Genomic DNA, 15,436 nt, shown 5'->3' with positions numbered 1-15,436 from the left:
GCTCAGGCCGCCATGCGTTCGATCACGATGGTGGCGATCAGCCCGATGATCCCCCACAGGATGGCGAACCCGGCGGCGTATTGCGCCATGTCCTTCTTCAGCCCGCCGCGGGATTTGGCGAGCCAGCCCCCCCAGGCAGCCCCGCCCAACACTCCAGCCACCACCAGCATCAGCTTCCCCTTTCAGCGTCCCACAGGGGCGGCGGGAGCGACGAGATTTCCGCCAGCCGCGCGCGCACCTGATCATCAGAGCCGATGCCATAACGCGCCCAGCCGAGACTGTCGAGCCGCACGGTGCGGGCCTCGTTGGGGCGACCGAGCATGTCGAGGGCTTCGGCCTTCATCATCATCAGCGTGGCCAGAAGGGCCGCGTTTTCAGAGCGCTGGACCGCAGGCAGGGCCTCGTTCACCAGCCGCAGGGCGGTGTCGGGCTGGCCGTTGGTCAGCGCGAAGGCGACGATCTGCATGGTGACATGGGCCTGCTGGACCTCGGTGCCCGGAGCCTCGGAATAAAGCCCGCCGGCCTGCAGGAACGAGGCCAGCGACAGCTCGGGATCCGAGCCGAGCGCCAACCGGCCCAGCACATAGTAGCTGAAGGCGTGGCGGACATCGGTGAACTGGGCGTCGCGGGCGATGCGCACGGCCTCCACCGCGGTTTCCTCGCGGCGGCGGGGCGAGGTGCCGGGGCCGAGGGCGGATTCCACCGCCGAGATCCAGTCGCGGCGGGAGATGATAGGCGCGGCGCTGCCCGCGCCGCGTCCGGCCGGGTTGACCCGGTCGAGAATGCCCGGCAGCGCCTGCTGGACCTGGGCGGGGCTCATGCCCGAGCGCAGTTGGGGCGCATAGGTCACGCGCAGCATAAGCATGTCGAAGCTGGTCAGCACCGGGTGGAAATTGTCATCGTTGAAGACCGAGTTTTCCAGCCGGTAAAGGTCGTTGAGGGGCCCGAGCGCCTGGGCGATTTCCTCGTGCAGGCAGTCGCGGATTTCCTGGGGGCTGACATCGCTGGGCACGAAGACCGAGGCCTTGGTGCGGGTCTCCAGCCGGGTCCAGTCGACGCGGGTGGAACGGCGGTTGCGGACGAATTCGTCGAACCCGTCCACGTTGGGGACCACGAAACAGGCGGCTTGCGGGACGTAGCGCTGGATCTGCTTGCGAGTCAGCGCCTCGACCACGATCTGCGCCTCGGCGCCCTGCCCGGCGCGGGCAATGTCGATCCCGGCCTCGCGGCGCAGACGCTCCAGCAGCCGCGCGAGGTCAGGCCCAAGGGTGCTGGGGGCCGCGCCACGCACGGCGACGCGCACCGGGCCCTCGAACCGGGTGAACCGGGTCAGTTGCCGGCCGCTTTCCATCTGGAAGCTGAGTTCCATGAAATCCGCCGCAAGCTGGCGGTTGGTGGCGCGGATCGGCGCGGGCTGGTAGCTGCCGAAGGTCTTCATCGGGGGCAGCTCGCTGGTCGCCGGAGCGCGCGTGGGCTGTTCGGAGACCGGGGCCGCGGCGCAACCGGCCAGCAGGGCAAGGGCGCAGACAGACAGGACACGGATCATGACGCCGCCCTCACATACTTGATGAACGGGGTTTCCCGGGCGACCTGGTCATAGAGCCGCCGGGCCTGGGTGTTGTGCGTTTGGGTCAACCAATAGACCCCCGCGGCACCGTCGGCATCGGCGGCGGCGTAGACATGGGCGATCAGTGCCCGCCCCACCCCCAACCCGCGTGCGGCGGGGGCAGTGAACAGATCCTGAAGGTAGCAGACCGGGGCCACCTGCCAGCCATGGCGGTGGTAGATGTAATGAACGATCCCTACGGGCGTGTCGCCCTGCACCGCCAACGCACCCTGGTAGTCCGTCACGTCCGGGTCGCAGAGGCGATCGAAGCTGGTGGCGTAGACCTCCGGGGGCAGTTCGGTTTCGTAGAACGCGAGATAGGCGCGCCAAAGTGCCCGCCACGCGGGGGCGTCGTCGGGCGTGATCACCCGGATGGAGAGGTCAGGACCGGTCATGGGCCAAGGATGCGGAGGTTAACGCCCGCGCGCAAGCCCGCGGGCGCGGTGTGCCTGCATCCGGCGCAAACTAGGCAAAAGTGATGTGTGTTTGCGATACACTCCGGTCCGTGGCGCAGAGTCGTTGCGCATCTCGCGCCAAAGCCTTGGGATCCCGGCTGCATGCACGGGTTGAGGGTCAGCCTGCAACCGCCTGCCAATACGGTGAATTCGGATCCCTCAGCGGCGCCCGGAGCGCGCCATGAAGGCCAGCCGTTCGAAAAGGGCCACGTCCTGCTCGTTCTTCAGGAGCGCGCCGTGGAGCTTGGGCAGCGCATTGGCCCCGTCGCGCTTGAGATCCTCGGGCGACAGGTCCTCGGCCAGCAGCAGCTTGAGCCAGTCCAGCACCTCGGAGGTCGAGGGCTTCTTCTTCAGCCCCGGGGTCTCGCGGATCTCGTAGAACTGGGTCAGAGCCGTGGACAGCAGCGCGCCCTTGATGCCCGGATGATGGACCTCGACGATCTTGCGCAGGGTCTCTTCGCCCGGAAAGGCGATATAGTGGAAAAAGCAGCGCCGCAGGAAGGCGTCGGGCAGCTCCTTTTCGTTGTTCGAGGTGATAATGACGATGGGCCGGACCTTCGCGCGGATGGTCTGACCGGTCTCGTAGACGAAGAATTCCATCCGGTCGAGTTCCTGCAGCAGGTCGTTGGGAAACTCGATATCGGCCTTGTCGATCTCGTCGATCAGCAGAACGACCTTGCCGTCGGCCTCGAACGCCTGCCAGAGCTTGCCCTTCTTGATGTAGTTGGACACGTCATGGACCCGGTCCTCGCCCAGTTGGCTGTCGCGCAACCGGCTGACCGCGTCGTATTCATAGAGCCCCTGCTGGGCCCGGGTGGTGGATTTGATCGACCATTCGATCATCGGCAGATCGAGCGCGGCGGCGACCTGGCGGGCCAGTTCGGTCTTGCCGGTGCCCGGCTCGCCCTTGACCAGCAGCGGACGTTCCAGGGTCACGGCCGCGTTGACCGCCACCTTGAGATCGTCGGTGGCGACATATGCCTGTGTACCTTCGAACCGCATCCGCGCCCCTCGCTGCTTCGTGATCTTGCGACGTTACACCAGCTTCGATTTCGGCGGGCAACCCCCTATATTTACGTGACATCCCTTGGGAATCTCAGTATGACGCAGCCAATATGGGGGGGGCGCTGAATGGCAGCAGACACCAATACTGATCATTCGGCCCTGCATGAGGGAGCAGACATGCGTGTAGAGACGTTCTTGCCTGATGATTACCGTCCCGCAGAGGACGAACCGTTCATGAACGAGCGCCAGACGGAGTATTTCCGTCGCAAGCTGCTGGCCTGGAAGGCCGAGTTGCTGGAAGAGAGCCAGAACACCATTTCGGAGCTTCAGGGTGCGGCGCGCAACATTCCCGACGTGGCCGATCGCGCCAGCGAGGAAACCGACCGGGCGCTGGAGCTGCGCACCCGGGACCGGCAGCGCAAGCTGATCTCGAAGATCGACGCGGCCCTGCGCCGGATCGAAGAGGGCGAGTACGGATATTGCGAAGCCACGGGCGAGCCGATCTCGCTGAAGCGGCTGGATGCGCGCCCGATCGCGACCCTGAGCCTGGAGGCGCAGGAGCGGCACGAGCGCCGCGAGAAGGTGCATCGCGACGACTGAGCCCGCCGCCCCCCTGCCGCGACGCGCCATAAAGATGCAGGGAAGTCACAGTTTCACAGACACCGGAGCCCTGCCTCCGGTGTTTTTGTTTTCGGGCTTTGAGCCTCCATATTTTGCCGGTACTCCCAACATATGGTGTTACTGGGGCGTGAAATCACTGTTCTTGGAGCCGGGATTGGCGGGCTGACGGCGGCGCTGTGCCTGGCCGCGCGCGGCGCGCGGGTCACCGTGCTGGAACAGGCGCCCGAAATCCGCGAGATGGGGGCCGGCCTGCAGATCAGCCCGAACGGGCGCTGCGTTTTGCAGGCGCTGGGTCTTGGCGAGACCCTGGATGCCGCGACGATCCGCGCCCGGGCCGTGGTGCTGCGCGACTTCGCCGATGGGCGCGAGGTGCTGCGGATGCCGCTGGAGGCCAATGACGGGTTCCGCCTGACCCATCGCGCGGACCTGATCGACCTTCTGGCCGACGCCGCGCGCGCCGCCGGCATCACCCTGCGGCTGGGCTGCAAGGTGGACGCGGTGGAGTTGGAGGACGGCGCGCATCCGGTCCTGCGGCTGGCCGATGGCACGTCCGAGACGGCGGAGATCCTGGTCGGTGCGGACGGGCTGCACAGCCAGGTGCGCAAGGTGGTGGAGCGGCCTGTGGCGCCCTTTTTCACCGGGCAGGTCGCCTGGCGCATGGTGCTGCCGCAATCGGTGCCGCCGGAGCCGGAGGCGAGCGTGTTCATGGGCCCCGGCCGCCACGTGGTGAGTTACCCGCTGCGCGAGGGGCGCGAACGCAACGTCGTGGCCGTGGAGGAACGCGACCGCTGGACCACCGAGGGCTGGACCCACAAGGATGATCCCATGCGCGTGGCGCGGGCCTTCGCGAGCTTCGCGCCGCAGGTGCGCAACTGGCTGAAGGCGGCGCAGACGGTTCATGTCTGGGGCCTGTTCCGGCACGAAGTGGCCGCGCGCTGGCACAAGGATGGGGCGGTGCTGGTGGGGGATGCGGCGCATCCCACCCTGCCCTTCCTGGCCCAGGGCGCGAACATGGCGCTGGAGGATGCCTGGGTGCTGGCCGACAGCCTGGCGCAGGCCGACAGTCGCGAGGCGGGCTTCGCGCTCTATCAGTCGCGGCGAGAGGCGCGGGTGCGCCGGACCGTGCAGGCAGCCAATGGCAATGCGCGGAATTATCACCTGCAACTCGGGCCGGTGCGCAGCATGGCCCATACGGGCCTGTCGCTGTTCAACCGGTTCGCGCCGACCGTGCCCCTGCGCAAGTTCGACTGGCTCTACGGCAAGGACGTGACCAGGGGCTGAGCGCCCGTCAGGCCGCCAGGTCCACCACCACGGGCACGTGATCGGACGGCTTTTCGCCGCCGCGCACGGCCGCGTCGATCCGGCAGTCCCGCATCAGGTCCGCGCAGTCCGGCGTCATCAAGATATGGTCGATCCGGATGCCGTCATTGCGCTGCCAGGCGCCGGCCTGGTAATCCCAGAACGAGTAATGCCCCGGCCCGGGCACGCGGGTGCGGAACGCGTCGGTGAAGCCGAGATTCAGGATCTCGCGGAAGGCCGCGCGCGAGGCGGGCAGCGCCAGCGCATCCTTGCGCCAGGCTTCGGGGCGGGCGGCGTCCTCGTCCAGGGGAATGATGTTGTAGTCGCCCGCCATGAGGGCCGGTTCCTCGGCCGCCAGAAGTTCCGCCGCGCGGGTCTTCAGCCGGGCCATCCAGGCCAGTTTGTAGTCGTATTTCGGCCCCGGCGCGGGGTTGCCATTGGGCAGGTAGAGCCCGCAGACGCGCACGGGCACGTCGCCCATCACGGTCGCCTCGATCCAGCGGGCCTGTTCGTCGCCGTCATCGCCGGGCAGGCCGCGGGTGACATCCTCCAGCGGGAGTTTCGACAGGATGGCGACGCCGTTGAAGCTCTTCTGGCCGTGGGTTTCGACGGTGTAGCCCATGTCCTCGAACAGCTCCCGAGGGAAGGCCGCGTCGACGGATTTGATCTCTTGCAGGACGACGACGTCGGGGCTGGCCTCACGCAGCCAGTCCGGCAGGGCGTTGATCCGGGCCTTGATCCCGTTGATGTTGAATGTCGCGATCTGCATGGAGCCCCCCCGGTTTTGGCCGCATAGAGCAACAGGCGGCGGGCGGTGTCCAGACCCTTCGGGCGGTGATCCGGCGGCGCGCGCTATGCGCGCAGGCCTGCGGCCCGTGCCGGGCCGATGCTGCAGGGGGGCGCTGCCCCCGGCGCTGCGCGCCTCCCCCGGAGTATTTTCACACAGATGAAGGAGGGGCCGCCCGGTCGGCGCGCGTCAGAGTTCGACGATGCGGACCTTGCTGCCCTGGGTGGTCAGCGCGATCTTGCCGTCGCAGAGCCGCAGGGCATCCTGGCCGAAGACCTGGGCGCGCCAGCCCTTCAGCGCCTGGACGGTCATTTCCCCTGCCGCCATGGCGTCGAGATCGGCGGCAGAGGCGATCATCCGCGAGGCGACGCCGGCGTCTTCGGACTTGGCCTTGAGCAGCACCCGGAGCAGGTCCGCAAGCGCGGTGTTGACCTGCAGTTTTTCGCGGCTGCGGTCGATCTCCGGGTAGTCCTCGGGCTCGGTCGCCTGGCCCTCGGCCACGGCGGCGAGGATGCCCTCGGCGATCTCGCCGCGCCGGGCCTCGCGCAGCAGCAGGCGCGAGCGGCCCAGATCCTGCACCGATTGCGGCTTGGTGGAGGCCAGCTCCAGCAGCGCGTCGTCCTTGAACACCCGGCTGCGGGGGATGTTGCGCCCCTGGGCGAAGGTTTCGCGGAACCGCGCGAGCGCCCGGACGGTCGACAGGAACTTGCCCGAATTGGTGCGGGTTTTCACCCGGCGCCAGGCCTCGTCCGGGTCGACCACGTAGATCTCGGGATCGAGCAGGCCCTGTAGCTCCTCCTCGACCCAGGCGCGGCGGCCGGTCTTGTCGATCGCGGCGGCGAGGTATTCGTAGATCACGCGCAGATGGGTGACATCGGCCAGGGCGTATTTCTTCTGCGCCTTGGAGAGGGGCCGGTGGGACCAGTCGGTGAAGCGCGAGGTCTTGTCGAGGCTCTCGCGGGCGATCTTGCGCACCAGCGTCTCGTAGCCGACCTGCTCGCCGAAGCCGCAGACCATGGCCGCGACCTGGGTGTCGAAAAGCGGCTCGGGAAAGACCCCGTGCTCGACGAAGAAGATCTCGAGATCCTGCCGCGCTGCATGGAACACCTTGACCACGTCGGGGTTGCGGAAGAGATCCAGCATCGGCGCGAGGGACATGCCCTCGGCCAGCGGGTCGACCAGCACGGCGGTCTCTTCCCCCTCGCCCGGATAGGCAAGCTGCACGAGGCAGAGCTTGGCGTAATAGGTGCGCTCGCGCAGGAACTCGGTATCGACTGTGACGTAGTCATGCTCGGCCGCACGGGCGCAGAAGTCGGCCAGTGCGGCGGTATCGGTCAGTGTGTCCATCAGGCCCTTGTCTGTTGGCGTGTTTTCTTGTGTCGGCCTCGCTGGGTCCGGTTCTACGCGGTTTGACCCCGGCGCGAAAGGGGGGCGATTGGCGCAGTCAGTCGAGGTCGATCCGGCTGCGGTCGCCGGCAGCGAAGCGGCGCAGGACCGCCGGGTAGAGGCGGTGTTCGAGGGTCAGGACCCGGGCGGCGAGGGTTTCGGAGGTATCGCCGGGAGCGATGGCCAGCCGGGCCTGTCCGAGGATCGGGCCGTCGTCGAGGGCGGGCGTGACCTCGTGCACGGTGCAGCCGTGGTGGGTATCGCCCGCCTCCAGAGCCCGGGCATGGGTGTGCAGGCCCTTGTATTTCGGCAGGAGCGACGGGTGAATATTGAGCATCCGGCCCGACCAGCGGGCGACGAATTCCGGGGTCAGAACCCGCATGAAGCCCGCCAGGCACAGGATGTCCGGGGCCGCGGCGTCGAGATGTTCGGACAGGGCTGCCTCGAACCCCGCGCGGTCGCCCTTGAAGGGGCGGTGATCCACGGCGGCGGTGGGAATGCCGCGATGGGCGGCCTTGGTCAGCCCCCCTGCCCGCGGATCGTTGGCGGCCACGAGTACCGGGCGCGCGGGGTGGTCGCCGGTCATGCTGTCCACCAGAGCCAGCATGTTCGACCCGCCCCCGGAGATCAGGATCGCGACGCGTCCGGTCAAAGAAGCGTCCCGCGATAGTGCACGGCGCCCGCGCCTTCGGTGACATGGCCGATCACCGCCACACGCTCGCCCGCCCCGGCCAGCAGGTCCGCGAGCGCCTCGGCCCGGTCGGGCGCCACGATCAGGGCCATGCCGATCCCGGCGTTGAAGGTCTTGAGCAGTTCGGCCTCGTCGAGCCCGCCCTCGGCGGCGAGCCAGCGGAACACCGGCGGCAATTCCCACGCGCCGAGGTTGATCTCGATCCCCAGCCCCTCGGGCAGCACCCGGGGCAGGTTCTCGGTCAGCCCGCCGCCGGTGACATGGGCCAGCCCGTGCACCCCGCCCGCGCGGATCGCCGCCAGCGCCGGTTGCACGTAGAGCCGCGTGGGCGTCAGCAGGGCCGCGCCGAGGGTTCGGCCCTCGAACGGTGCGGGATCGCCCCAGGCCAGACCGGAGCGCTCGACGATCCGGCGCACCAGCGAGTAGCCGTTGGAATGGACCCCGTCCGAGGCCAGCCCGAGGATCATGTCCCCCGCCGCCACATTCGCGGGCAACGCGCCGCCCCGCTCCATCGCGCCGACGGCAAAGCCCGCGAGGTCGAAATCGCCCCTGGCATACATGCCCGGCATCTCGGCGGTCTCGCCGCCGATCAGCGCGCAGCCGGAAGTGGCGCAGCCCCGGGCGATGCCCTCGACGATCGTCGCGGCCTCGGCCACGTCGAGCTTTCCGGTGGCGAAATAGTCCAGGAAAAACAGCGGTTCCGCCCCCTGGCACACGAGGTCGTTGACGCACATCGCCACCAGGTCGATCCCGATCGTGTCGACATGGCCGGTGTCGATGGCGATCCGCAGCTTGGTGCCGACCCCGTCCGTGGCGGCCACCAGCACCGGGTCGGCGTAGCCCGCGGCCCTAAGGTCGAACAGTGCGCCGAAACCGCCCAGACCGCTCATCACGCCCGGGCGGGCCGTGGCCTTGGCGGCGGGCTTGATCCGGTCCACCAGAGTGTTGCCCGCATCGATGTCGACGCCGGCCTCGGCATAGGTCAGACCGGGTTTCGGCGGCGGTGTGTCGGTGGTCATCTGGGCCTCGTGTCTGGTTTGCGCGCCTGCTAGCAGGTCGCGGGGCGACTGTCCACGCGCGCAAGGCCCGGATCGCTTGACCGGATCGCAGGGTTTGATACTCAGACGCCGGGGGCCTGTAGCTCAATTGGTTAGAGCAGAGCGCTCATAACGCTTTGGTTGCGGGTTCAAGTCCTGCCGGGCCTACCATCCCCCCTCTCCTGGTGATCTTGCGGTCGGACCGCTGGCGTCGTCTCGGCGCGCGCTGTACCCAACTCGGCGGCCAGCGCCTTGATCGTGGTGGATTTCAGCGGGCCGGGTTTGCAGGCCAGGGCAATGTCCCGGTCCCGGCAGAAGCGGTTGATCGCACGGATCAGCGGCGCGCGCAGATAGGGGCTCGGTGCGCCGGTGTCGTAGCCCAGCGCGTCGAGTTCCTTTTGCAGCAGGCGCAGATAGGCGTTGCGGTTGAGCCGGGCCGTGACCACCAGCGCGCGGGGCAGCACCGCGGGGGGCGCTGTCGCGACGATCTCTTCGGCGGCGCGCCAGAAGCGGCGGGCCTGTTGCACGGCCGCCAGATGCAGGGCTTCTTCGATTCGGATCTTCGGGCGCAGGCCCGGGGTTTCCAGCAAGGCGACACGCGCCTCGGGCGTTCCGGTCGGATCGGCCCGGAGCCGCAGGTAGCGCAACAGCGCCTCCGCCGCGCGGGCATCGCCTTGCGCCGCGCGGTCCTCAAGCCGGTCGCGGAGGGGGGCGGACAGGCCGGGTGCGGCCGGGTTGGAGATCAGCGCCGCGGGCACCAGCAGTTGCGCTTCCCGGTTGTTCTCGGCCGCGAGGCTGCGCAGCCGCGCCAGCCCCGCCGCCGGGTCGGAGCGCGGGCCAAGCCGGCCCGTCGCATGCGCCCAGGCCAGGGTCGGCTCTGCGCGCGCGTCCCGAGCGGCGCGGGCCAGGTCGAGCGTGGTCTGGGCCTCGGCAAAGGCGCCGAGGGTCATCTCCACCTTCGCGAGCGACACGAGCGACCGGCTGTGCCCCGCGGCGACCGCCTCGGCATAGAGTGCGCGGGCGGCGTGCGGATCCCGGGGCACGGACTGCCCGGTGAGGTGAAAGTACGCCAGGCGGTCCAAGGCCCGACCGTAACCCGCCTGTGCCAGCGCAAGAAGGGCGGCGATCCCGTCCTGCGGCGCGCTGGCGTGCAAGGCCATGGCCTCGGCGAACTGTGCCCGGACATCCCGCGGCGGGTCGGCTTGACCGCTCTGGGTGCCGAGAAAGAGCCCCGCCAGGCAGGCGAGGGCTGCGGTCCGCATACGGGTCATGGCAGGCTCCTGTTGTGCTTCGGCGTCCTCGGTACCGGGACGCCGCGAGGCCTGCAGCGCAGCATCGGTATAGCCAGCGCTACGGGCGGATAGCGCGCCGGACTGAGCCTTGAGGCCCGGCGGCAGATTGTCATGGTGCAGGCGCCGTCACTTGGTGTAGAGCGGTTCAGGACGGATACAGATCCCGGAGCCCGCGCGACCGTGCCGACCGATGCTTCTCTTCGCGTACAAAACACCTGGGCCCTCGTGGCGCCGATCTCGGACCAGGTGGGCGATCTGTTCTATGCCAACCTGTTCCGGATGGACCCGACGACCAAGCCGCTCTTTGCAGGCAACATCGACCTGCAGGGGCGCAAGCTTGTGCAAACGCTGGGCTTTATCGTCGATCACCTCGAAGACCCGGACCGGCTGTTGCCCGCTGCGCAGGAGTTGGCCGTTCGGCATGTGAGCTACGGGGTGACGCGCACGCAATACGCCTCTGTCGGGGCCGCGTTGGTGAAGTCGCTTCGGCAACTGCTCGGAACGGCGTTCTCGCCGGAAGATGAAGCAGCCTGGGCAGAGGTCTATGGCGGGCTGTCGGCGGCGATGATCGCGGCGGCCTATCCCGATACCTCCTATACGAAGGTATAGCGGCCTAGCCTGCAGGATACACGCAACCGCATCGGCGACTTCCTATGTCTGTCCGAACGCATGTTTGGAGGCGCAGATGAAGATCAAGGTTCTGGCGATCTCGGAGGGGGACGACCCCGCGGGGGTAGCCCGCGCGCTGCAAGCGGCGAGCTTCGTATCGGTCCATGGCGCCTGCACCACGGACCTCGGCAGGCTTGGCCTCGACGCCGTGCCGGGCCATGTGCATGGGGCGACCTCCTGCCTCGGGGCGATGAGCGATGTCGGCGTGACCGATGGTGTGGCCATTTTCGCCATAGAGGATCCCGACGGCGCCTATGGCACGGCACTGGCCCCCTTCGACACCGACCCTGCCGCGGCGGCCCGGACGGCCACCGTGAATGCGCTGGCTGCCGCGGACCGGCTGGGCGAGAAGCCGGAACTGGTCTGGCTGTCGAGCACGCCGGGTGCCGAGGAAGAGGTGCTGGCAGGGATCGAGGCGGTTCTGGGTGGGGACGTGCCCATCATCGGCGGCAGTGCCGCGGATGATGACGTCTCGGGCGCATGGTTCGTGTTCGACAAGGTGCAGCGCCAGAGCGCCGGGGTGGTGGTGACCGTCATGTTCCCCTCGCGTCCGGTCTCTTTCGCCTATCACAACGGCTACGCGCCCACGGCACAGTCCGGCACGGTGACCCGCACCGAGGGCCGCCGTGTCTTCGAGATCGACCACCGCCCGGCCCTGGAAGTCTACCAGGGCTGGTCCGGTGGGCGCGTCGCGGTCGACCCCACCGCGCAGGGGACGCAATCGATCCTTTCGCAAAGCACGCTCGCCCCGTTGGGGCGCAAGGTCACCGAGATGGACGGGGTACCCGCATACCTGCTGGCCCACCCGGCCGCAGCGGTGCCCGGCGGGGCGATCGACCTGTTCGCCACCGTGGCCGAGGGCGAGGTGCTGACGGCGATGACAGGCACCGAGGCAGGACTGATCGAACGCGCCGGCCGGGTCGCGAGCCTCGCGCGTGCCACGGGCGATAGGGAAACCTCCCCCATCGCCGGAGCTCTGATGATCTATTGCGGCGGGTGCATGTTGTCGGTGCGGGACCGGCTCGACGCGGTGGTCGACAGCGTGACGGCCTCCCTCGACGGGGCGCCGTTTCTCGGGGCCTTCACCTTCGGGGAACAGGGCGCGATCCTCGGGGCGGGAAACCGCCATGGAAATTTAATGATTTCCTGCATAGTGTTCGGGTAACGAAACTCGGGGCAGAAAATCATGGCCGAAGATGAGCGGCTGCGCGAGGCACTGCTCGAATTGCAGCTTCTGCGCGCGCGGGAGGCCAAATCGCTCAGCGCGACGCGGATGCTGCTGGAATGCCTGGAGGCCTATTCCAGCGCGCGCACCCCGGCTGACGCCCTCAACAGCATTTTCGTCTCCCTGCGCGACAGGATCGGCGCGGAATTCACCGTCCTGGGCGAGATCGCGCAGGACGGCGCACTGGTGATCGCGGCCAGCGACGATCCCGCCTGCCTCGGCCTGCGTCTCGCGCCACCCTTCGATCTCGCCGCGCGGCCCCGGGACATCATGGATCTGGCGCTGCTGGGGGCGTGGCACGGCCCCTGGGATATCGCCCGTTACAGCGCCCTGCAATGCGCGCCCCTGCAGACCGATGGCCGCCGCCATGCCCTGTTGGCCTTCCGCAGCGGCCCGCAGCCCTTCCCCAAGGGTAGCCTGCAGCTGGTCGAACGGCTGGCCGGGCTGGCCCTGCGCGCGCTGCAGGGCAGCGAGATCGCCACGGAAAACAAGCTTCTGGCGGCGGCGATCCAGGGCTCCTCCTCGGGCTTCGCGATTGCGGACGCCACCGACACCGCGCGCCCGTTGATCTACGTCAACAGCGCCTTCGAGCGCTTGTCGGGCTATGGCGCCGAAGAGGTGCTCGGCCAGAACTGCCGGTTCCTGTCGGCCGAACCGCCGGACAGCGCCGAGCGCGAGCGGCTGCGTGCAGCGGTGCAGGCGAACGGGTCGGGTCAGTTCCTGCTCCGCAACCGGCGCAAGTCCGGGGATCTGTTCTGGAACGAGCTGACCCTGTTTCCGGTGGAAAACGAGGCCGGGGAGGTCGTCAATCTCGTGGCCACCCAGACCGACGTGAGCGCGCGGGTCGAGGCCGCCGCCGAACGGGACCGCACACGGGCGCAGATGGCCCGGGCCCTGACGGCGACGGAGGATGCATTCCTCGTGCTGGAGCCCGGGAATGTCGTGGTCTTCGCCAACAAGGCCACGCGGGAGATCTTCTGCGCCCCGGACGTGGACTGGGCGGTCGGCTCCACCTTCGATGCGAACTGGGCGGCGTATCTCGCGGCGTGCGAAGACCTGCCCGGGCGCGTCACGAGCCTGCTCGAAACGCCGGACCTCGCCGCGCTGGCGCAATTGCCCAAGGGACGGGAGATCGACCTGCCTGACGGGCACACGATCCCGATCCGGGCCTCGGCCTTCGCCGATGGTGGGCTGGTCCTGTCGGCGACCGATGTCACACCGATGAAGATGGCTCAGCGGCTGTTGTCCCAACGCCTTGCAGCGATCGAGGCGGCGCGGGACGGAATAGCGGTCACCGATGGCGACGGTCGGCTGACCTTCCTGAACCGTGCGGCCTCGCAGCTGCTGGGGTTCCCATCGCCCGCACGAGCCCTTGGGCGCCCGTGGCACGATCGCTATGACGGACCTTCGCGATCTGCCAACCAGGAGCCGTTCGACATGACCCTGGAGCGGACCGAGGACGGTGTCACCCGGACGCACGAAGTGACCGGCACCGTGCTGGACAGCGGCGGAACGGTGATCGTGTTCCGCGACATCACCGACCGGCTGGAGTATGAGACCCGCGAGGCGGAGCTCAAACAGGGGCTGCGCCAGTTGCAGCGGCAGGACGCGACCGCGCAGTTGACCGCGGGGATTGCCCATGATTTCAACAACCTGTTGTCGGCGATCAACGGCTCGGCCACCCTGATCGGCCTCGAAGAGCATCTGACGGACACGCTCAAGGCCCATGTCAACCGGATCTCGACCGCCGGGACACAGGCGGCACGGCTGGTCAACCGGCTGCTGGACATCGGCGCGCGTCACGAGGCGGTCGGGAGCTTCAACCTGCGTGCTGCGATCGCGGACATCCCGGCGCTGGTGGAACCCAGCCTCCCCGACAGCATCGCGCTGCGCATGGATGCGTCCGAGGGTGGGCTGACCCTGTCGGGTGATCCGGGCTCGTTGTCCCAGGCCATCGTTAACCTGGTGCTCAATGCCCGCGATGCCATCGGGAACCGGGCGGGCCGAATCGACCTGCGGATTTCGGCGGTGACCGGTCAGTGCGGTGCAGAGATCCAGGTGGGCGAGCTGCGCCCCCAGGCCCGGTACGCGCGCATCGACGTGTCCGACACCGGCGCGGGGATCGCGGCGGATCAGCTGGTCGCGGTGTTCGAGCCCTATTTTTCGACCAAGGGGCGGCACGGCACCGGGCTGGGCCTGGCGATGGTGTCCCTGCAGGCCCAGGCGGTCGGCGGGGCGGTGGGCATCGCGTCTGCCCCCGGGTCGGGCACGACCGTCTCGGTATTCTGGCCCGTCACCTCGCCTGAGGATATCGCCGGATCAGGCCCCACCGGGGCGGGTCATGACCTGACCGGACAGACGATCATCCTGCTCGATGACGATCCGGAGGTCGCGGCCGTCGCCGCCGCGTTCCTGGAGGCGCGGGGCGCGGAGGTCGCCGTCTGCATCGATCCGCGCGACGCGGTGGAGGCGGTGGAGGACGCCCCCGAGGCCTGGTCCGCGGTGGTCACCGATTACGACATGCCGCATCTGACCGGCGGCGATGTGGCCGAGCGGATCAAGCGCCTGAACCCGGCCCTGCCGGTGGTTCTGGTGACCGCGCTGGCCCGTCGCCTGTCGGACCCGCGCATCGCCGATGGCACGATCGATGCGGTCTTGCCGAAACCGGCGGACCTTGACCATTTGTCCTCAATTCTGTCCCAGTATCATCACCGCTCCAACTGAGGTGCCCTGCGATGCGTGTCCTGCTTGCCGACGATCACGACCTGGTTCTCGAAACCCTGGCCTCCTTCCTGAAGGCCGAGGGCGGTTTCGAGGTGGAGACCTGCGGATCGCTCGAAGCGGCCTGCGAGAAGATCGGCAATGACATCGCCTACGACCTGGTGCTGCTGGACTACACAATGCCAGGGATGAACGGGCTGGAGGGGTTGAAGAAGGCCATCGCGGCCTCCTTCGGGCGCCCGGTCGCGATGATGTCCGGCACCGCCTCCAAGGCCATCGCGCAGGAGGCGATCGACGCGGGCGCCATCGGGTTTCTGCCCAAGACCATGGCGGCGAAATCCATGGTCAACGCGGTGCGGTTCATGGCGATGGGGGAGACCTACATCCCGCTCGATTTCCTCAATGCGGTGGAAGAAACCCCGGACATCCCGCTGGCCAGGCAGCTCTCGGAACGGGAGCACCAGGTGCTGGGCGGGCTGTGCCGGGGGTTGTCGAACAAGGAAATCGCGCGGGAGCTGGATTTGCAGGAGGTGACGATCAAGCTGCACGTCAAGACGCTGTGCCGCAAGATCGACGCCAAGAACCGCACCCATGCGGCCATGATCGGGAAGGAGGCGGGCCTCTTCTGACGCCCGCCCCGGT

15 protein-coding genes and 1 tRNA gene are annotated in these 15,436 nt (G+C 68.4%); 7 read left to right on the top strand and 9 right to left on the bottom strand.

Annotated features, from left to right (window positions below; translation table 11 throughout):
- Positions 1-2: 2 nt before the first annotated feature.
- The 4 genes from PVW48_RS00840 to PVW48_RS00825 form a co-directional block, all read right to left on the bottom strand.
- A complete protein-coding gene (locus PVW48_RS00840) occupies positions 3-170 on the bottom strand; it encodes a hypothetical protein (RefSeq protein ID WP_012178552.1) in 168 nt (55 codons plus the stop codon).
- Entirely contained in the window at positions 170-1,546 is a 1,377-nt protein-coding gene (locus PVW48_RS00835) for a DUF2927 domain-containing protein (RefSeq protein WP_274579860.1), read from the bottom strand. The genes PVW48_RS00840 and PVW48_RS00835 overlap by 1 nt, the downstream gene beginning before the upstream one ends.
- The gene (locus PVW48_RS00830; RefSeq protein ID WP_274579858.1) at positions 1,543-2,001 is read right to left on the bottom strand and encodes a GNAT family N-acetyltransferase; all 459 of its coding nucleotides are present in this window, start codon (positions 1,999-2,001) and stop codon (positions 1,543-1,545) included. The genes PVW48_RS00835 and PVW48_RS00830 overlap by 4 nt, the downstream gene beginning before the upstream one ends.
- Before the next feature lie 219 nt (positions 2,002-2,220).
- Positions 2,221-3,063 carry an AAA family ATPase gene (locus tag PVW48_RS00825; protein WP_274579857.1) on the bottom strand — a complete coding sequence of 281 codons (843 nt, stop codon included), beginning with the start codon at positions 3,061-3,063 and terminating at the stop codon, positions 2,221-2,223.
- A gap of 180 nt (positions 3,064-3,243) precedes the next feature.
- Between PVW48_RS00825 and dksA the strand changes: the two genes are divergently transcribed.
- Together dksA and PVW48_RS00815 are read left to right on the top strand one after the other, a co-directional pair.
- Positions 3,244-3,666, top strand: coding sequence for an RNA polymerase-binding protein DksA (dksA, locus tag PVW48_RS00820; protein WP_044027731.1), 423 nt, complete (start codon positions 3,244-3,246; stop codon positions 3,664-3,666).
- Positions 3,667-3,798: 132 nt separating this feature from the next.
- Positions 3,799-4,968: an FAD-dependent monooxygenase gene (locus PVW48_RS00815; protein WP_274579855.1), complete on the top strand. Its 1,170-nt coding sequence runs from the start codon at positions 3,799-3,801 to the stop codon at positions 4,966-4,968.
- A gap of 7 nt (positions 4,969-4,975) precedes the next feature.
- Here PVW48_RS00815 and xth read toward each other — a convergent pair whose 3' ends face one another.
- From xth to purM, 4 genes are all read right to left on the bottom strand, one after another.
- A complete protein-coding gene (gene xth / locus PVW48_RS00810; protein WP_012178558.1) occupies positions 4,976-5,755 on the bottom strand; it encodes an exodeoxyribonuclease III in 780 nt (259 codons plus the stop codon).
- A 207-nt stretch (positions 5,756-5,962) separates the two neighbouring features.
- Positions 5,963-7,120 (bottom strand): ribonuclease D, encoded by a 1,158-nt coding sequence (gene rnd / locus PVW48_RS00805; protein ID WP_012178559.1) that lies wholly within the window; start codon positions 7,118-7,120, stop codon positions 5,963-5,965.
- Between the two features lie 97 nt (positions 7,121-7,217).
- Entirely contained in the window at positions 7,218-7,811 is a 594-nt protein-coding gene (gene purN / locus PVW48_RS00800; RefSeq protein ID WP_274579854.1) for a phosphoribosylglycinamide formyltransferase, read from the bottom strand.
- A complete protein-coding gene (gene purM / locus PVW48_RS00795) occupies positions 7,808-8,869 on the bottom strand; it encodes a phosphoribosylformylglycinamidine cyclo-ligase (protein WP_274579853.1) in 1,062 nt (353 codons plus the stop codon). Before purM ends, purN begins: the two co-directional genes overlap by 4 nt.
- A gap of 112 nt (positions 8,870-8,981) precedes the next feature.
- On the opposite strand from purM, the gene PVW48_RS00790 reads away from it, so the two are divergent.
- Positions 8,982-9,058, top strand: a tRNA-Ile gene (locus PVW48_RS00790).
- On the opposite strand, the gene PVW48_RS00785 is transcribed toward PVW48_RS00790, so the two are convergent.
- Positions 9,037-10,158, bottom strand: a complete 1,122-nt coding sequence (locus PVW48_RS00785) for an SEL1-like repeat protein (RefSeq protein ID WP_274579852.1) — start codon at positions 10,156-10,158, stop codon at positions 9,037-9,039. The two genes, PVW48_RS00790 and PVW48_RS00785, sit on opposite strands and share 22 nt — an antisense overlap.
- A 132-nt stretch (positions 10,159-10,290) precedes the next feature.
- Between PVW48_RS00785 and PVW48_RS00780 the strand changes: the two genes are divergently transcribed.
- The 4 genes from PVW48_RS00780 to PVW48_RS00765 all read left to right on the top strand — a co-directional run bounded on the left by PVW48_RS00780 (position 10,291) and on the right by PVW48_RS00765 (position 15,423).
- Entirely contained in the window at positions 10,291-10,788 is a 498-nt protein-coding gene (locus tag PVW48_RS00780; protein WP_157865302.1) for a globin family protein, read from the top strand.
- Between the two features lie 76 nt (positions 10,789-10,864).
- Entirely contained in the window at positions 10,865-12,013 is a 1,149-nt protein-coding gene (locus tag PVW48_RS00775; RefSeq protein ID WP_274579851.1) for an FIST signal transduction protein, read from the top strand.
- A 21-nt stretch (positions 12,014-12,034) separates the two neighbouring features.
- The gene (locus PVW48_RS00770) at positions 12,035-14,797 is read left to right on the top strand and encodes a PAS domain S-box protein (RefSeq protein ID WP_274579849.1); all 2,763 of its coding nucleotides are present in this window, start codon (positions 12,035-12,037) and stop codon (positions 14,795-14,797) included.
- 11 nt (positions 14,798-14,808) lie between these two features.
- Positions 14,809-15,423, top strand: coding sequence for a response regulator (locus PVW48_RS00765; protein WP_012178566.1), 615 nt, complete (start codon positions 14,809-14,811; stop codon positions 15,421-15,423).
- Positions 15,424-15,436 lie beyond the last annotated feature (13 nt).

This window comes from Dinoroseobacter sp. PD6, assembly GCF_028807315.1.
Lineage (GTDB): Bacteria > Pseudomonadota > Alphaproteobacteria > Rhodobacterales > Rhodobacteraceae > Dinoroseobacter > Dinoroseobacter shibae.
The sequence above is the reverse complement of the archived record's forward strand: the minus strand, read 5'-3'. Positions and strand labels throughout refer to the sequence as shown.

What these genes read in the sequence shown, in the direction of transcription:
- PVW48_RS00840 (WP_012178552.1), bottom strand. Translation starts at nt 170, where the DNA reads ATGCTGGTGGTGGCTGGAGTGTTGGGCGGGGCTGCCTGGGGGGGCTGG.
- rnd (WP_012178559.1), bottom strand. Translation starts at nt 7,120, where the DNA reads ATGGACACACTGACCGATACCGCCGCACTGGCCGACTTCTGCGCCCGT.
- PVW48_RS00825 (WP_274579857.1), bottom strand. Translation starts at nt 3,063, where the DNA reads ATGCGGTTCGAAGGTACACAGGCATATGTCGCCACCGACGATCTCAAG.
- purM (WP_274579853.1), bottom strand. Translation starts at nt 8,869, where the DNA reads ATGACCACCGACACACCGCCGCCGAAACCCGGTCTGACCTATGCCGAG.
- dksA (WP_044027731.1), top strand. Translation starts at nt 3,244, where the DNA reads ATGCGTGTAGAGACGTTCTTGCCTGATGATTACCGTCCCGCAGAGGAC.
- PVW48_RS00780 (WP_157865302.1), top strand. Translation starts at nt 10,291, where the DNA reads ATGGTGCAGGCGCCGTCACTTGGTGTAGAGCGGTTCAGGACGGATACA.
- PVW48_RS00830 (WP_274579858.1), bottom strand. Translation starts at nt 2,001, where the DNA reads ATGACCGGTCCTGACCTCTCCATCCGGGTGATCACGCCCGACGACGCC.
- PVW48_RS00770 (WP_274579849.1), top strand. Translation starts at nt 12,035, where the DNA reads ATGGCCGAAGATGAGCGGCTGCGCGAGGCACTGCTCGAATTGCAGCTT.
- PVW48_RS00835 (WP_274579860.1), bottom strand. Translation starts at nt 1,546, where the DNA reads ATGATCCGTGTCCTGTCTGTCTGCGCCCTTGCCCTGCTGGCCGGTTGC.
- PVW48_RS00785 (WP_274579852.1), bottom strand. Translation starts at nt 10,158, where the DNA reads ATGACCCGTATGCGGACCGCAGCCCTCGCCTGCCTGGCGGGGCTCTTT.
- PVW48_RS00815 (WP_274579855.1), top strand. Translation starts at nt 3,799, where the DNA reads ATGGTGTTACTGGGGCGTGAAATCACTGTTCTTGGAGCCGGGATTGGC.
- xth (WP_012178558.1), bottom strand. Translation starts at nt 5,755, where the DNA reads ATGCAGATCGCGACATTCAACATCAACGGGATCAAGGCCCGGATCAAC.
- PVW48_RS00765 (WP_012178566.1), top strand. Translation starts at nt 14,809, where the DNA reads ATGCGTGTCCTGCTTGCCGACGATCACGACCTGGTTCTCGAAACCCTG.
- PVW48_RS00775 (WP_274579851.1), top strand. Translation starts at nt 10,865, where the DNA reads ATGAAGATCAAGGTTCTGGCGATCTCGGAGGGGGACGACCCCGCGGGG.